Here is a 15,767-nt window from a genome sequence, read left to right on the forward strand (position 1 = left end):
CCTTCGAGGGTCATGCCGCAAGGGCGGTCTGGGTGTCGGTGTCGAGGCCGACACCAAGGCGGATCTCCGGGCGCTCGGCGTCGGCCATCGCGGCACCGACGGCACGCATCTCGCACTGCCGGTAGCCCTGGTGGCGCAGGACCTCTGCAGCCCGGGCCGGCCCCTCGACGCGCATAGTCAGCAGCCCGTTCTGCGACAGCAGCCGCACGCGGACCGCAGTCCCGCGTACCGGGGTGAACGCCCAGCGCGAGACACTGCGCTGGGCCTGAGCCAGATGCTTGGCGAAGCGCAGCACGTCCTCGAGCACGGGGTCGAAGCCAGTGGTCGGCAGAACCTCGAAGGCCTGCCGGCCCTTCAGCGGGCCGAGACCGAAGCGCCGGCGCGCCACGGAGATGACCAGGGCGAAAGCTATGAAGACCGCGGGCACGAGGAACAGCAGCCACACGTTGCCGGATATCCACTCATAGGCGGCCTCGCCGTACGCGGGCAGCTCCTGGCCGAAGTCGATCACACGGTCGATGACATCGTTCGTGGTCATCGGGCGGCTCCGGAGCACGAAGCATCGGGGAACAAGGGGCGAGAAGGCATGTCGGAACTCCGGGGGGCGAAGGGAGTGCGTGCGGATGCCTATAGAGGTGTGTTTTTGGCGATCCGTGTGACATGCCAGGCCGAACTTTCTGATCTCGGCCGCAGCCGGCCGGCTCCACGAAGATGCCGCCTGCGGGGGGCGTCACCCCTGGGGGCGAACTCCGGGACTTCGCTTCGGGCCGCGGACGCTGGGACCTAAGCTGTCCGGCATGCCCGATCTGACTGCCCCGCAGGCGAGCGAGCTGGCCGCAGCCGCCGATGCTGCCGCCGTGCTTCCATCGCAGCGCGCCGCAGTCCCGGCGCCGTGCCGCATGGCGGCTCTGGATCCGGTCACAGGCCGGGCGGCCAACACCGTCGAGCTCCTCGCCCTGTTGAAAGGCGACGAGGCCGTCCTGCGCGCCGCCTTCGAGGTCGCAGGCCGGATGCTGGCCGGCGACACGCGGCCGGACAGTCAGGTCGTCTCCGTCGGCAACGCCTCAGGCAACCCGATGATGCTGTTGGCGGCCGGCATCGTGCAAAGCAGCCTGAACGGTGAGCCGGAGCAGGCATGGGCTCAGGTCCAGCAGTATCCGCCCGCACGGCGCGCGGCCCTCCTGTCCGTCCTGGCCAGCTGGCTCAACTACCACTTCGCGGGCCTTGACCCGATCGCACTCGCGGTTCAGGAGTAGAACGCGGTCCGCAACAGAGACAAGCGGAAATCGGAACCTACGGTGTAGGGTCCGGTTCGACTTGTCGTCTGACGCCTGGATGACCTGAGTCTTTGGGGACCGTCCGAGACATTTGTCGGCGGACTCGTCCAGCGAACTTGTCGGATTCTTCAGCCAGGAGGGCCCGATCGGGCCGCGCCGACAGATGTCTCGGACGGTCGACTTGCGGGTTTGTCCCAGCAGCCGACATGCCGACGACAAGATGGCCGGACACCGACATCTCTATTCGGAACCTACAACGGAACTGATCAGCCCACTCGTTTCATGATCAGAATCTGGGATTCCCAGTACGAGAGAGGCTTGATCCGCACCTGGAGCCCGGTCTTGGGGGCGTCGATGACCTGACCGTTGCCGATGAACATGCCGACATGCTCGGGGCGGGAGGCGCTGCCGCGGCTGAAGAGCAGGTCACCGGGCTGCAGATCGGCGGTAGAGCGCACTCGCGTCCCCTTGTTGACCTGGTCGTACGTAGTGCGGGGGAGGTTCACGCCGACGCTGGCCCATGCCATTTTCATGAGGCTTGAGCAGTCGCAGCCGTTGCCCTCTTTGAGGCTGAAGGGCCTGCGGCAGTTGCCGCCCCACTGGTAGTAGGTCTTCAGCGCCGTCTGCGCCGCGGCCACTACTTGGCCGGTGCGCCCGCTGCCGGCGGCGACCGGGGCACCTTCCGTCAGCTCGTCGGTCCACTTTTCGGCGAGACTCCGAATGATCTTGACGTAGTTCTGGGTCTCCGGATAGGGCGGAATGCCGTTGTGCTTCTGCACCGCGTACGGCCCTGCGTTGTAGGCGGCCAGCATGTTGTCGGCCTTGTCGCCGGGGACGCCGCTGACCTCGTCGGCGATGTCGCAGTCGTAGTCGACGGCGGCCGGAACCGCATCGACGGGGTCGAGGACGTCCTTGTCGCCGTCGTTGTCACCGTCCTTGCCGTGGCTCTTCCACGTCCCGGGGATGAACTGTGAGATGCCGCTGGCGACCGGTACTTTCACGATCTTGCCGTTCTTGTTCACTTCCTTGAAGGACTGGATTTTCGGGTCGAATTTGCTCTCCTGGTACAGCTGCGCTGCGAGCAGGGCGGGTGTGACTTCGGGGCATCCGTAGTCGTTGATGGCCTTGTCGATCAGCGTCCTCAGCCATTCCGGGACGTTGGCGCCCTTGGAGATGCCACCGCCGAACCCGGCGTTCTGTATGCCGTCGCCTGTGTTGTCGCTGCCGAGCTTCGTCGCGACGGCCATCACGGCGGCGATGAGGACGGCGCAGACGCACAGCCAGGTGATCCCGAGGCTCATGAGTATCTTCTTCACCACGGTCTCCTCAGGCGTTGACGAGTGCGCCGACCCGCCACGCGCCCGTGGGCACGTGGTGCAGTTCGAGCGCGATCTGTTCGTGTGAGCGGGCGGGCTGTTGGCCGGCCGAGTGGGTGGTGCAGGTGTAGAGGACTCGCACGTAGGCCCGTGCCGCGGTTGCAGCAGGGGCGCCGTCGGGTGTTGCCACGCGGTCGATGGCGCAGGTCACGTGTGTCTTGTCGGTGACCCACTGCTGCCACAGCCGGATGGATCGGTCTCCGGGGTCACGCAGTCGGTCGGCGAAGCCGTCCGTTGCGTAGGCCGCCGCACGGCGGCCGGCGTCGCTGAAGGAGGCGTCACGGCCTGGGCGCGCATCGTGCGAGGCCCACGCCGTTACGAAGCTGCGTGCTGTCTCTGCTGCCTTCGGCGGCACGGCCTGTGAGGCGGACAGTTCCTCGTCCGGCGCCGTGGTGTCCTGCGCGGCAGGAGCTGAAGGTCTGGTCGGCTCGGCCTCCGGTGTGGACGGCTCGGCCGGCGGGGCCGAGGGCGCAGGCCGATCGGCGCGCGGAGCGGTACGTCCCGGATCGACGGCCAGGAGCAGAACTCCGGTGACCGCCAGGAGGGCCGCCGCCGCAAAGAGCACAGGGACCTTCCAGGTGCTGGGGTTCTTGAGCGCGGACATCCGACACCTCCTGCAGTCGCGACCGGGAAAAGTGGGGGAAAGGGCCGGAGGGCGGGGATGAGCTGGGGCAGCTCATCCCCGCCGGGTCAGGGCCGTCGACGGGGTGGTCCCGCCGGCCGCGTCGCCCTGCGGACGGCCCGGGGACCCGACGGCGCGGGCGGCGTCGACGACACGGCCGGCGCAGCGCCCCCGCCGGGACTCGGGGAGGCACTCACCAACGACGTGGGGATGGATGCCGGCCCCGGTGCCGAAGGAGAGGACGACCTAGTCGCGGATGACGGGCCCCGTCCGGGGACCGGGGGTGCGCTGGCAGCCGCTCGCGTACCGGGAGGGTTCGACGGGCGCGGTGCGGCACCCATCGGCTGAGCCATTCCGAGCTGCGCACTGGCCGCGTGACGGCCCACAAACCGGCCTGCCGTCGCCACATTCCGGGCGTACTCCTGGCGGAACGCGGAGGCGCTGTCGACCCTGGCAGTCACCCGGGCGCCGGCCCGGCTCGACGAGGCGGCCAGCTGCCGTCTGACGGCACCTGCGCGTGCGGTCGCCGCGGCGCCACCGCGCTTGGCGGCTGCGATGCCCCGGGGAATCCCGACCGGTGCGCCCACGGTCGCGAGCGTCGCGAACTTCGTTGCCTTCCAGCCGAATCGTGCGGTCGCGGCCGCACCCTTGCCGGCCATGAGGGTGGCGCGCCCGCCGCGGGACTGAGACATCTTGTTCGCCGCGGCCGTGGCGAGCCGACGGCGAAGGGCCTGCTTGGCGGCACCCTGGGCGGCGACCTTCGCCGCGGTGGCGGCGCCACCGGTGCCCACCGCAGCCGCGGCGTTGGTAGCCAGGCGGGCGGCGGAGCGCAGGCGCCCCCCTGCCTTACCGCCGCGCTGGGGCTTGCCCATCCACATCTGCTTGGCGGTGCGCCCGGCCTGGCCGAGGGGCTTGGTGACCTTGCGGGCCTCGCCGCGGGCCCCGCCGAACAGCTGCTTAACCCCCGGGGCGGTCTCGGCGTACCGGCCGAAGGAGTTGAACACGCTCTGACGGCTGCCGCCGACACGGGCGTTGGCCAGGCGCCGGTTCAGGTTGACGCTGACCTGCTTCGCCGTCTCCTTGATCTTCTTCTGGCCGACGAGTCCTGCGACTGCGGCCAGATCGAGGCAGATGAACTTGACGGCGAGGATCTCGCCCGTGTTCGCGTCGAGCAGCGCGACGATGACGACGATGAAGATCGCGAGGAACGAGATGGCGAGGATCACGCCGAGGATGGCTTTGATGATGGCGGAGACCCAGCGCCACAGCACGCTGCGGCCTCCGCCGGGCAGGATGCCGGCCGCCAGGGCCCAGTGGCCCTTCATCGCTTCGAAGGCCAGCCAGCCCTGCGAGACCAGGAAGGTACCGGTGACCAGCACCATGAGGACGGAGACGATGATCGCTGCGAGAGCGACGAAGGCGGCCGAGAAAGTCATGTCGGCGGACGCCTTCTTCGCGTCGCCGTCCTCGACCTTGCAGACCTTGGTGAAGTGCTCGCCCGCGTTCTTGAGCTGGGCTGAGTAGGTGGCTGCACCGGTGGGGTTGACTCGATTGGCTTCGAAGAAGTCGATGCCCATCTGCTCGTAGTTGTATTTGACCAGTGACGCTTCGGCGAACGCCTTCGAGCACTTGGGGTCCTTGAACGTCTTGCCGTAGAGCATCAGCTGCGTCGGCTTGACGATGAAGGCGTCGACCAGGGCGTCGGTGATCGGCTTGGACACGTCTTCCGGCTTGGCGTCGCCCCCAGGGTCCTGTGACAGCACAACCGCGCTGACCTCGAGCGAGAGGTCTTTGGCCTGGCCGATCAGGCCCTCATCGCTCAGCAGCATGGTCGAGCCGCCGGGCGACGGCCGGTCATGAGTGCCGAGCAGGACCTGCGCGGGCGAGAGCAGGACGGTGGTGGCGATGGCGGCCACGACCAGGGACATGCCCGCTTCGGCGAAGCCGCGGCTGCGGTTCTTGAACAAGATGTGCCAGGCCGCGTACAGACCCGAGAAGAGCAGGAAGAGACCAGGAAGGCCCAGGCGGTTGATGACCTGGTCCCGCAGGCTGGTGGCAATGTTGTCGGCAGGCTCGACGAGAATCTTGGCGAGGCCGAAGTCCAACGCCCAGTCGATCAGCCAACTGGCGAATCCGACAAACCACTTGGCGATCCCGAAAAAGAGCTGAGACAGCAGATTCCAAATCTTGAGATCGATGTCGCTCCAGTCGCCGGTGTCCGCGTCGACGCTGTACGCGGAGATCGGGACGCCGTCCTTGTCCTTGACGTTGAAGGGCTGCAGCAGTCCGTTGGAACCGTCCGCAGGTGACTTGGTGAGGTCCTTGATCGGCCTGTCTTCATCCCCGGGCTGCGGGGCAGGAGGCATCAGCCCGGGCCGCGGCTCCATGGGGTTGTAGGAGTCCTCGGGCTTCGGCTTCGCGGCCGGCTTGTCGTCATTGCCGCCACCGGCATCGCTGTCGTCGCCCTCCTTGCAGTACTTGTACTGGGCACTGCCCTTGGGCAGTTGGTCGCACGGGTCGGCTTTGTCCCCTTCCTTCTCGTTGCCCGGCTTCGGCTCTGGATTCGGCGACGGCTTCGGCGTCGGCTTGGGCGTCGGCTTGGCGTCCGGGGCGGTGGGTGCAGGGCCGGGCTGCGGATTGGGGACTGGGTCAGCGGACGCGGCCGTGGCGGTCAGGCTCAGCAGTAGTGCCAGGGGCACAGCGATGAACCAGATCCGCAGGGCGCGCCGGCGTGGCGCGGCGCGGGGGTCGGCTTTCATGCCAGTGCCCCTTCGAGCGGCACTTCGACGGCCGGCTCGTCCTCGCCCATCTGGCCGCCGGGGGTGGTGTGGATGGCGTCCGCGGCATCGTCGTCGGCCGGGATGAGCACCTTCATGCCCGCGATGCGCTTGCGCAGGTCGCGGTAGAGGCATTCGCCGGCTCGGAGGCCGCGCTCGGCGTCGGAGACGTTGAGGGGGCTCAGATTCTCCGTGATCAGTTTGATCATCTCTTCGTCGGTGGGGTCGAGATCGATGAACTCCAGGCACCGGGCGGCGAGGGTCTTGGAGCGGTGGCGGAAGACGAAGATGTGGCTGAGCAGGGCGCGGATCTTGTCGCCGAGCTCGTTCTTAGGCCCGATGTCGTACGGGTCGTGGCTGCCCGCGAAGGCGCCCGCACCGTGCTTGCGGCCGTCGGCGATGATCTCGAGCAGCAGGTTGGAGCCCTCCGCCGACGAGGTGAGCCACCAGCACTCGTCCAGGAACACCCCGGTGAACTCATTGGAGTTGGCGAAGGCGACTTCCCGGCAGAGCGCGGTGATCAGGTACATCAGGCGCCACCCGAACCTCTTCTCTACCTCCAGGCTGCGCAGGCGGTGCTCACTGAGCTCCTCCTTGGTCGGCAGGCCCAGGCGGTCGACGGCGAAGACGATCGAGTCGGCGTTGGTGATTCTCACGACCGGGAGGCTCGGGTCGAAGATGGTGCGGCCGAGGTCCTTCTTGGCCAAGGCCCGCATCTTGCGGACGAGCTCGGAGGCGGCCGCGCGTACCGCCGCATCGTTCGGCTCTTCCGGGTCGGGGGTCTTCGCTCGCAGGGCGAGGTTGGTGATGAGCGTGGTCATGGACGGGTTCGGGCCCGTGCGGGTGGTCGCAATCGACTCGGACAGGGTGACGCCCTCGACCGACATGCTGGCGATGTCCAGCAGTGGGGTGAGGAAGGACTCGCAGTACCGTGCGGCGCGCGGGCCGCGGAAGATCCTGAGCGGGTCGAGGGAGACCCCGGCGGTTTCGTCGACGCGGATGATCTGCGTTTCACCCGGGCAGGCCAGGGCGAAGCGGGTCCATTCCTGCTGCGGGGTTCGGTCGATGACGAGGGCGCGACCACGGCTCTGGGCGTGGCCGGCACGGTGGCCGGTGGACAGGATGGAGTACATCGCCGTCTTGAGGCCCACGCTCTTGCCCGAGCCGAGCTCGCCGACGAAAGCCGCGCTGGCCGAGGCGTTGACGCGGGGGCCGTGGCTGAAGTCGATCAGGACGGGCCGCACGCCACCGCCGGAGAGCTGCAGACCGTACAGCGAGCCGGTGTCGTCGCCGAGGCTGGCGCCGCTGAAGGGGAGTGCCATGGCGAAGTCCCTGGCCAGCAGGTACTGGGTGAAGTCGAGGAGCGGCTTGGGGGTTTTGGTGCCCGGCAGCATGGCGTGGAAGAGCGGCACCTGGTCGCCGACGGGGCGGGTGAGGGTGTAGTCGTTGCCACCGAAGTGGTGCTGCAGGGACGAGGCCCGCTCGTTGGCCTCGTCCGGTGTGGCGCCCCAGACGCAGGTGACGACGGACGCGCGGATCTCGACCTCCGTGGCTGAGGAGGTCAGCCGGTCGCGGTACTCGTCCAGTGAGAAGGAGGCCTTGTCCAGGCTGGCGGGCACGCCGGCGGTCTCGCCGTCGTACTCGCCGCGCTGGTGGGCGAGTTCCCGCTGCTGCCTGCGTGACTTGGGCTCCGCCTTCGAGCCGGCCTCGATGTTCAGCCGGACCGCCCAGTCGACGGGGAAGCCGAAGTCATCCAATGCGGCGAGGTACTCCGAGCCGGGGAAACGGAACGACTCGGGCATCTCTGCCAGGACGCTGAACGCCTGGTAGCTGCTGCCGTGTTCGGTGGTCACCTTGGCGTAGCGGCGGGCGAACGGGTTGGAGGGGCCTTTGCGGCTCTGGCCTCCGCGGCCGCCCTCGTCCAGGATGACCTGGGTGTGGGCGGCGACGGTGTGACCGCGTCCGCGCAGGCTGCGGGGTGTCCCCTCTTCCGGGAGCAGCGGCTCGTCGAGTCCGCGGCGTGCCGCGTGGCCGTAGATCCACAGGATCTCCGCTTCTGTGGCGGCCTTGAGCTTGATGCCGGACGGCCACGCGGCGGCGATCCGGTTCGCCTGCTGCAGTCGGTCGGATTCCTCGCCTGCGGTGACGGGCGGGACCGCGAGGCCGAGCGCGGACATCACCTCGGCCTGGGTGGAGGAGACGACGGCCCGGGCGGTCTGCTTGAGGTCGAGATGCGGCAGGGGTATCGCCAGGAAGTCGACGCGGCCGGTGAGCTCGAGTCCTTCCAGTTGGTCGAGGACCTTCAGGGACAGGTCTACGTACTCCGGGCTCTTGTCCCAGTCCACGCCGGCAGTCATGCGCTGCACGACCGCCGCCGCATCGACCTGCGGGCACAAGCTCAGGAGCAGGGCCTCCCCCCGCAAGGACTTGAAGAGCGCTTCGAGCGCGTCGAGGCGCTCGCGCTTGGTGGACTTCGAGGCGTGGGTGTAGTTCTCGGTGTCGACCTTCCATACGCCCCACGTGGCGGCGTTGGTCGTCCAGATGAGGTGGCCGCTGATGTGCCGGACGGGGAGACGCATGGCTTGAAGTCCTTTGCGGGTGAGGCGCCGCTACGAGCGGGGGTGCTGGTCCTCGAGCGAGGCGAGGAGGCTCTGCAACTGGCTGCGGCCGCCGGTGCGCGCCGGTGCGGCCTGCACGGAGGGAGCCGCAGCGGCCGATGCGGCCGACTGCGTGATGGTCGGGGCCGGCCGGCGTTCCAACCGGACCGCCGCGGGCTGGAGGCGTGGCGTCGCCGCGGGAGCTGCCTCGCCGGAGGCCTGGTCCCCGGCGACCCGGACGGTGCAGGTGGTCCGCGCCCACTGGGGACGCGGTTGTCGCTGCGGATGGCCGGCAAGCCGGCCCCCGGCCGGAGCCGAGGCGTAGATGAGCAGGGAGCGCAGAGCGCGCGCCGGGTCCCGGCCGTCGATGCGCGCGTAACGCAGCACCCAGGCCAGCCCCCACGGGAGCGCGATCATGATCAGGATGTTCGCGAGGCCGAAGTGCGCCCACAGGGTCTGGGTCAGGGCCAGGCCGCCGAAGACGACGACCATGGTGACGATCTGGGTGATCGTGTACGGGCCTCCCGGGAGCCGACCGGCCCCCGGGAGTTTGCCGATGACGAGCGGGTGCCTGCGGGCGCGCGTGTAGGAGTGACCGACGAGGTCTTCCTCGGACGCACTCACAACAGCGCCGTGACGTCAGCGTCGGCGCCGGGCACCTGCGGGGCGACGCTGGCCGTGTCCTCGATCTCCGAGCCGACCTTTGTCTGCAGGGACGGCAGGTTGGCGATGCCCCACATGACGAGGGCGCCGAGGAGGAAGGCAACGAGCGTGGCGACCCAGGACTTGGTCTTCCAGTACGCCGTCGCGACGGCGGCGAGCACCATCACGCCGACGGCCAGCTTGATCAACGTTCCGATCTGGTTCGTCTTGAGGGTGGCCCAGTCGAGCAGGTCACCGGCGAGGACGACGGTGTTCGGGTCGGCCGTGAGCGTGTGCATGAACGTTTCCTCTTTTCGGTGGTGGCGACGTGGGTCAGCTGCCGGCGGGCGATGCCGAGCCACTGGGCGTGGTGGGAGCCGGGGGAGCAGAGGGCGGCTTCGGGGCGCTGGACGGCTTGCTTGTCGCGGCGGTGGCCGGGGCGTCGTCGAGGGAGGAGACCTCCCACCGCCCGGCACGCGAGGTCAGGCCGAGCGCGTAGGTGAGCGGGAAGCTGTTGCCGTCCACGTCGATGGCGTCGACGGAGACCAGAAGACGTCGGTGCTCGCCGTCACCGGGGACCTTCGTGGAGGCGCTGTCGCTGGAGTTGTCCCGGATGCCGGTGACCTTGATCGAGGCGTACGGGGTCGGCACGACGGGGGAGACACGGACGCCGGGGGAGGTGTAGCGGTCCAGCTCGCCCTGTCCGGCCACGTATGCCGTGAGGAACGAGGCCGCGGTGTCGGACGCGGGGTCGGAGGTTCCGCCGCCGCGGGAGGTGGGGTAGCCGAGGTCCCCGGGCTTGAGCGCAGTCGGTGCCGCGACCTGCGCGGGCAGGGAAACGGCGGTGTACCCGGTCGTGTCGCCCGAGCCGGTCGATTGCACGGCGACGCGGAAGTACTGCACGCCGGCGTCGCTGTAGCCGCCCTTCTTGGCCTTCGCCGCGACATTGACCGCGACGGTGACGGACCAGTAGCCGGAGGAGACCTCGCGTGCCTCCATCACCTGGGTGCGCAGGGCACTGCGGGTGCCGGCCGGGTGTGTGAGCGCGACGCTGCCTGCGTAGTACGGGGCCAGGTTCTTCTCGCTCCCCTCTCCGGCCTCCAGGTAGGCGCCGATGAACAGCTGCGCGAACCCGGCAGGCCCCGTGGAGGCACCGGACTGGACCTCGGGCGCCGACTTGGGTGCGCTCTGCGCAGGAGCGGACGAGCCGAGCAGGGCCATGACTCCGATGAGCGGACCGGAGGCGATGAGTGCCCACGTGGCCACGCGGGCCAGGCGCGCGACGCCGGCGAGCCCCGCGGTGCTGGTCTTCCACCCGGCGGCATCCGTTGCTTCGTAGTCGTCCTGCTCAGCCGGCGCCGGCGCCGGCTCCATGGCGTCGACGGTGGTGTCCTCGAGCCGCTCCCGCTGCGCGCGACGGGCCTTGCTACGTGATCGCTTCACGACACGCTCCGCTCGGCCCGAGCCGTAAGGAGCTCGACGATGCGCGACTTCAGCTGCTCGGGGGTGCGCGACACCAGTACGTCCCATGACTTGAGCGCGGGTTCCGAGTCGTGGTCGAGGAAGTGGCGCATCTGCTCGTGCACCGTGCGGTCGAGCGGGTCGCGCACCAGGGCGGTCCCCAGGCGGGTGGCGGTGATGCGGGCCGAGGCGACGCGGGTCTCGTCCTCGTCCGCGAGCGAGTCAGCAGAGCGGTCGGGGCCGGTGATGCGGGCGGCAGTCATGGGGTGCTCCCGTGAAGTGGGTGGTCGAAGGCGAAGAAGAGGCCGAATGCGGATCGCCCGTAGAGGTGTGTTTTTGGGCCGCCGTGTGACAGCCGGGGCGAAAAAACTTCAGGCCGCCGACCGGGTCGTACGGAGCGCGGCCTCGCGCAGCGGGCGGACGGCGCGGCTGGCCCGCTGCCGCAGGCGCGCTCCCTCGTTGCCCATCGACCGCCGGGTGCGGGCGCTGTGGCCGGGAGTCGAGGAGGCGTCGAGGTAGTAGCTCGAGATCCGCCGGGCGTCAGAGATCGTCAACGCCTGGATGTCGACCGCCCACATCACCAGGGCGAGCAGTTCGGCACGCGGGTCGTCGGCACTGAGTTCCGGCTCGTCGCGGCTGACGAGCTCCAGTTCGACAGCGCGCACGAGGCAGTCGGCCAGCTGGGCCTGCGTCGCGGGGTCCGGGTCCTCGGAGGGCAGCAGTGCCGCCGACCGGTCGCCGGCCAGCGGCAGCAGCGCGTCCCCTATTTCCCGCAGGGCCGAGCGGTTGTCGTAGTCGGCGGCCAGGGTCTTCTGCGCCAGGACGAGTGTGTCCATCGCGATGTTGGCGAAGACGCCCCGCGGACGGCGTGCGATCGGGTAGGTGCCGATGACCTCGAACAGGGCGCTGAACATCGACGAGACGATGTCGTCCCAGAGAATCCCGTCGTGCTGCTGCGTCTTCGCCATGGACACGGCCTTCGGCAGCATCACGCGCGCCGCGGTCCGCCAGGCCAGATCGCGATCGGCCCCGGCCTCCTTCGCGCGCTGCAGCAGGAAGAGCATCGACTGGTCGTGCTGCTCCCAGGCGCCACGGCGGTAGAGACCGGAGATCTGCCGGACCACGTCCTGCGGCGTCTGGGCGCCGGCGAACTGGGGGTGCTCGGACGCCCAGCCGGCGACCTGGTCGCTGGCGCGGACATCGTCGGAGAGGGATGCCCAGTCGGCGTTCAGGCTCCGCAGGGTGCTGGAGCCCTCGTCCGTAGCCGAGGCGGAAATGGTGCTGAGGGGGCTGCTGTAGTGCGACATCCGTGACCGTCCTTAGTCATCCGATGGGGATGCCGCTGACGATCTTTTGACCCCTCTTGTCCGCGGTCTGATCACGAGCGCGGACGACGGTGGTCAAGGAAGAACACGGTCGGAGGATGCCGCGGAGCGCACCCGGACAAGGGGTGCGGTGGCCGTGCGCGCACGGGTGCGCGAGGTGGACAAGGGGGTGCGCGCCGCGCGCGCACCGGGCGATGGCGCGCGGTGCGGTGCGGTGGACGTGCGCGCACGAGTGCGCGAGGTGGACAAGGGGGTGCGCGCCGTGCGCGCACAGGGCCCCGGCCATGGCGCGCGGTGCGGTGCGCTTGCCGCGCATCAGTGCGCGTTGGTGCAGGGCGGTGCGGAATCTGTGCGCGCGCCTCGCGCACCGCAAGCGCGCGCGGTAGGCGCACGGTGCCGGACGATGACCCGCGCCCACCGGTCGGAACCCCGCCTGTCCCACACCGCGGCACGAACAGCCAGCGCAGCCACAGCGTGAAAGTGCGCCGCTGATTGATAACACGACGTGACGAACTGGGATGCGCGCGCAGCGCCGGCGGCTGTTCGGAGAGCGACCGCCGTCCGGCTGCCTTCCTAGCTGGACAAGGGGCAGATTCGGCCGGTTGCCAACCTGGTCAAGGAAGAACGCGACAGGCAGCAGAGGTGGACAAGGGGTGGGAGGAGAGACCCCGGGAGGTGGACAAGGGGTGGGTGCCGAGCGATTCAGATGCTGGACAAGGGGTGTCGCACCGTCTCCGAATCAGGATCAGACCCTCCGGAATTCCCTCGGACGTGACGTTAAGTCACCATCGGGACGTCGCCGAGCCGTAGCCCAGAAGCCTTCCCTCTCCTCGTCCGCATCGCTGGATCTGTCGGTGCGCGCGGTACGCCGAGCAGGAAGTGCGCCCGGCCGGTGCGCGTGTCAGCGCGCACCGGGTGCGCCCCTTCCCGGGCATCCGGTGCGCGCGCGTGCCGGCCGTGCGCGCACCTCTGCCGGCCGTGCGCGCACCTCGCACCTGACACAAGCGCACTTCGCCGCGCACCGTGCGCGGCACCGCACCAGACGGCGAACGAAGAGCGCACGACCGAACCCCGGTGCGCGCCTCCCGCTCCGCCCCGCGCGCGGCTGCCTGATCACCCGGCCACCTCGACGCTCAGTTCCTTTGCCCGGTGCCGCGCGCACACCGGGCGGGTGGGGATCGCCAGCCGATCGCAGGACTCCCCGCGCCACCCGATGCACTGCGCAGAAGGGCCGGCGCTCTCCGGCTCCTCGGCGCTCGGGGAGTGCGACTCCCGGCACGGCATGCACAAACGATCAACGAGGGCTGGGCCCACCAAGTTGATCCTGCAGCCGCAGGTCCGGCAGTCCGCGCGGACCGAAGCGGACGGGGCCGCCGCCGGAGCAAGCTCGGATACCGGGCGACTCGGCACAGGCGGAGCGCACCAGGGGCACGCTGCTCCAGGCCCGCCCAGTCCGTGATCGAGGCACAGTCCCAGCTCGATCCGTCGGTCCTGCTGACGCTGATACCGCCGCGTGGCCAGTACGTCGGCGCATGCCGCGCACCGCTCCCCGCTCGGCCACATCACACCGGTCTCGCAGGATTGATGACCGCAGCCCCAGCGCGGCAGCGCGACGCCCATCAACCACCGGGCGGGGTCTCCGATCTCGGACATCAGCACACCCGCGAAGCGGTTGTTCAGACGCTGGCGGAGCCGGTCGGGTTCGTATCCGAGATCGAGCTGGCGTCCGACCTCGCGGGCGATCCGCCGCTGCATGAACGTGTTGGCGCGTTCGTAGAGCACCCGAACGGGCTCGAGGACCCCGGTGATCCGCGGGTGCAGTGTCAGAGCTGGGCCGTCGTAGCGATTCCGGTGCGCTTGGTCGTTCTGCGTGGGGGAGCCGGTTCGTTCCTGGCCCGCGCGCAGCGCGAAACCTGCCCCGAGTCCTTCATCCGCAGGCTTCTGGGGCGAGTTATCCACAGCCGAAGCGCCCTTACCCACCTGTACTTCGCCTACGGCGGGTGAGACAAGGCGGCGTTCGTCATCAGGTCGGTCAGTACTCTGGTCTTCCCTAGTCGCGAGCGATCCTTCACCAAGTTGCGGACCCGATCCCTCATCAAACGACGAAGAGGGATCGGCCGCGGCTTCGGCCTCCGCGGCGGAAGAGACGTCGGCCTTCGGCGCCGGGGGGACGTCGTGAGCGATGAACTGATGCCGCCCGTGCGCCCCTGCCCGGCGCTGAACCGTTACCCAGCCTGCAGCCTCGAGCGCGTCGATGACCTTGCCCGTGGCCGTCACGGACAATGCAGCTCCCGCGCGCGCACCGGAGTGGTGGTGCAGGTAGCCGGCGAGCTCTGGCTCGGTGAGCGGAATGCGCTGGACCTGGGCGAAGCAGAGCACCGCGAACGCCCGCAGTTGCCGCGGGGACAGGTCTTCGCAGGCGGCGACAGGCAGCCAGATGAAGAGTTCGTCCCGGTGCATCGGGCGCACCCGACGCCGGGCTGTCGTCCCGGACCCGCCCGGCAGCGACCGCCGCTGGTTGAAGGGAAGTTCGACCACCCCATCCGGTCCCGGCCTGCGCAGCTGCGCGATGCCACGCTCGACGGAGGAACACGACAGGCCGAGGTAAGAGGCGAGAACGGTCGCTCCCGCGGTGCAGCCTTCCGGACGCTGCCCGAGCGCTTTGATCTTCATGTAGACGGTGAGCGCCACGTCCTCGTAGTGCGCGGATTCCACCAGGCGCATCGGCACCTTGACGCGCTGGCGTCGTACGGCCCTGTTGCCGCCGGGTAGGCAGGCCGTTCCCGGGGCCTGCTCCGGCACTGCCGGACCGGGTGGATCGGTTGTGGCGAAAAGCAGAGAACTGGACACGCTTCCCCCGGCGCGCAGCCGGCGGGGTGACGACCCGTCGACGACGCGCTTCGAGTTGCCGTCCCCTCCGGGACGCGGAGAGGACGGCCTTGCAGATAGGACCAGGGGCTCGGCTGCGGTCAGAGGGGTGTCGACCCCGGCGGGGTTCAAGGCACGCGATGTGCCGAAGCCCGCCTGCTGACAGTCGGCGTGTGCCGTGCAGCAGAGCGCGAACAGCCCTTGGCTGAGATGCGGAATGCAGGGGCAGAGCCCCTTGTCCGGATCTGTGGCCGAGGGGGCGGATTCAGCTGGCGCGGCCCGGCGACAGGCACAGCGGATCAGCTGCTGTCAGCAGGCTGCGGCTGCGAGCCGCCGTCACCCACGGCACAGAACCGCACAAACGGGCCACACCTGACCTATCAGGAGAAAAAGCTGTCACGACATGTGACGCCGAGGTGACAGTTGCGGGGCGAATGGCCGAGAACGGTGCCCTTGGAGGGCTGCTGAGCTGACAAAAGCCATGGCGGTACTGCAAGATGTACTCCGTTCACTCTGGTTCGCTCCAGAGATGAATGAGGGCCTTCGGGCCTGAGGCCTTTCGGGGCCGTTGCTGCTGGGAGGCAGTGATCATCCAGACCAAGCGGTCTGGCTCTTCGCTCGAACGGAGCTGGATACTCCGAGAGAGCGGTGAAGGCCGGCAGAGGAGCTGCTAACTCCGAACCGGCGCGGAAGGGCGAGGAGCGCTCCCTGCTAAGGGGGCGCCCGCCCGGACTCTCTACGACATGCCGCCCTCCTTGATGAGGGCGATGAGCGATGGGCGCGAAAAGCGGTGTCCGCACAGCAAAAAGCCCCGGTCCGTCG

12 protein-coding genes are annotated in these 15,767 nt (G+C 69.3%); 1 reads left to right on the top strand and 11 read right to left on the bottom strand.

Annotation, left to right across the window (positions count from 1 at the left end; genetic code table 11):
• Positions 1 to 10 precede the first annotated feature (10 nt).
• Positions 11 to 538, bottom strand: a complete 528-nt coding sequence (locus tag OG413_RS44820; RefSeq protein WP_266815795.1) for a hypothetical protein — start codon at positions 536 to 538, stop codon at positions 11 to 13.
• A 259-nt stretch (positions 539 to 797) separates the two neighbouring features.
• On the opposite strand from OG413_RS44820, the gene OG413_RS44825 reads away from it, so the two are divergent.
• A complete protein-coding gene (locus tag OG413_RS44825) occupies positions 798 to 1,256 on the top strand; it encodes a hypothetical protein (protein WP_266815796.1) in 459 nt (152 codons plus the stop codon).
• 287 nt (positions 1,257 to 1,543) lie between these two features.
• On the opposite strand, the gene OG413_RS44830 is transcribed toward OG413_RS44825, so the two are convergent.
• From OG413_RS44830 to OG413_RS44875, 10 genes are all read right to left on the bottom strand, one after another.
• Entirely contained in the window at positions 1,544 to 2,593 is a 1,050-nt protein-coding gene (locus OG413_RS44830) for a bifunctional lytic transglycosylase/C40 family peptidase (protein ID WP_266815797.1), read from the bottom strand.
• Positions 2,594 to 2,603: 10 nt separating this feature from the next.
• Positions 2,604 to 3,257, bottom strand: a complete 654-nt coding sequence (locus tag OG413_RS44835; protein ID WP_266815798.1) for a hypothetical protein — start codon at positions 3,255 to 3,257, stop codon at positions 2,604 to 2,606.
• Positions 3,258 to 3,343: 86 nt separating this feature from the next.
• On the bottom strand, positions 3,344 to 6,034 hold the full coding sequence (locus OG413_RS44840; protein WP_266815799.1) for a hypothetical protein: 2,691 nt from the start codon (positions 6,032 to 6,034) through the stop codon (positions 3,344 to 3,346).
• Positions 6,031 to 8,631: an ATP-binding protein gene (locus tag OG413_RS44845; RefSeq protein WP_266815800.1), complete on the bottom strand. Its 2,601-nt coding sequence runs from the start codon at positions 8,629 to 8,631 to the stop codon at positions 6,031 to 6,033. Before OG413_RS44845 ends, OG413_RS44840 begins: the two co-directional genes overlap by 4 nt.
• A gap of 30 nt (positions 8,632 to 8,661) precedes the next feature.
• Entirely contained in the window at positions 8,662 to 9,273 is a 612-nt protein-coding gene (locus OG413_RS44850; RefSeq protein WP_266815801.1) for a hypothetical protein, read from the bottom strand.
• Positions 9,270 to 9,590: a hypothetical protein gene (locus OG413_RS44855; protein ID WP_266815802.1), complete on the bottom strand. Its 321-nt coding sequence runs from the start codon at positions 9,588 to 9,590 to the stop codon at positions 9,270 to 9,272. Before OG413_RS44855 ends, OG413_RS44850 begins: the two co-directional genes overlap by 4 nt.
• Before the next feature lie 34 nt (positions 9,591 to 9,624).
• Positions 9,625 to 10,734: a conjugal transfer protein gene (locus OG413_RS44860; protein ID WP_266815803.1), complete on the bottom strand. Its 1,110-nt coding sequence runs from the start codon at positions 10,732 to 10,734 to the stop codon at positions 9,625 to 9,627.
• The gene (locus OG413_RS44865; RefSeq protein ID WP_266815804.1) at positions 10,731 to 11,015 is read right to left on the bottom strand and encodes a hypothetical protein; all 285 of its coding nucleotides are present in this window, start codon (positions 11,013 to 11,015) and stop codon (positions 10,731 to 10,733) included. The genes OG413_RS44860 and OG413_RS44865 overlap by 4 nt, the downstream gene beginning before the upstream one ends.
• Before the next feature lie 108 nt (positions 11,016 to 11,123).
• The gene (locus OG413_RS44870; protein WP_266815805.1) at positions 11,124 to 12,059 is read right to left on the bottom strand and encodes a hypothetical protein; all 936 of its coding nucleotides are present in this window, start codon (positions 12,057 to 12,059) and stop codon (positions 11,124 to 11,126) included.
• A gap of 1,131 nt (positions 12,060 to 13,190) precedes the next feature.
• Positions 13,191 to 14,879 (bottom strand): hypothetical protein, encoded by a 1,689-nt coding sequence (locus OG413_RS44875; protein ID WP_266815806.1) that lies wholly within the window; start codon positions 14,877 to 14,879, stop codon positions 13,191 to 13,193.
• Positions 14,880 to 15,767 lie beyond the last annotated feature (888 nt).

The organism is Streptomyces sp. NBC_01433 (genome assembly GCF_026340105.1).
Taxonomy (GTDB): Bacteria; Actinomycetota; Actinomycetes; order Streptomycetales; family Streptomycetaceae; genus Streptomyces.

Bases quoted from the DNA above. Each gene is read 5' to 3' on its own strand.
- OG413_RS44820 (WP_266815795.1), bottom strand. From the start codon at position 538: ATGACCACGAACGATGTCATCGACCGTGTGATCGACTTCGGCCAGGAG.
- OG413_RS44825 (WP_266815796.1), top strand. From the start codon at position 798: ATGCCCGATCTGACTGCCCCGCAGGCGAGCGAGCTGGCCGCAGCCGCC.
- OG413_RS44835 (WP_266815798.1), bottom strand. From the start codon at position 3,257: ATGTCCGCGCTCAAGAACCCCAGCACCTGGAAGGTCCCTGTGCTCTTT.
- OG413_RS44840 (WP_266815799.1), bottom strand. From the start codon at position 6,034: ATGAAAGCCGACCCCCGCGCCGCGCCACGCCGGCGCGCCCTGCGGATC.
- OG413_RS44845 (WP_266815800.1), bottom strand. From the start codon at position 8,631: ATGCGTCTCCCCGTCCGGCACATCAGCGGCCACCTCATCTGGACGACC.
- OG413_RS44855 (WP_266815802.1), bottom strand. From the start codon at position 9,590: ATGCACACGCTCACGGCCGACCCGAACACCGTCGTCCTCGCCGGTGAC.
- OG413_RS44865 (WP_266815804.1), bottom strand. From the start codon at position 11,015: ATGACTGCCGCCCGCATCACCGGCCCCGACCGCTCTGCTGACTCGCTC.
- OG413_RS44870 (WP_266815805.1), bottom strand. From the start codon at position 12,059: ATGTCGCACTACAGCAGCCCCCTCAGCACCATTTCCGCCTCGGCTACG.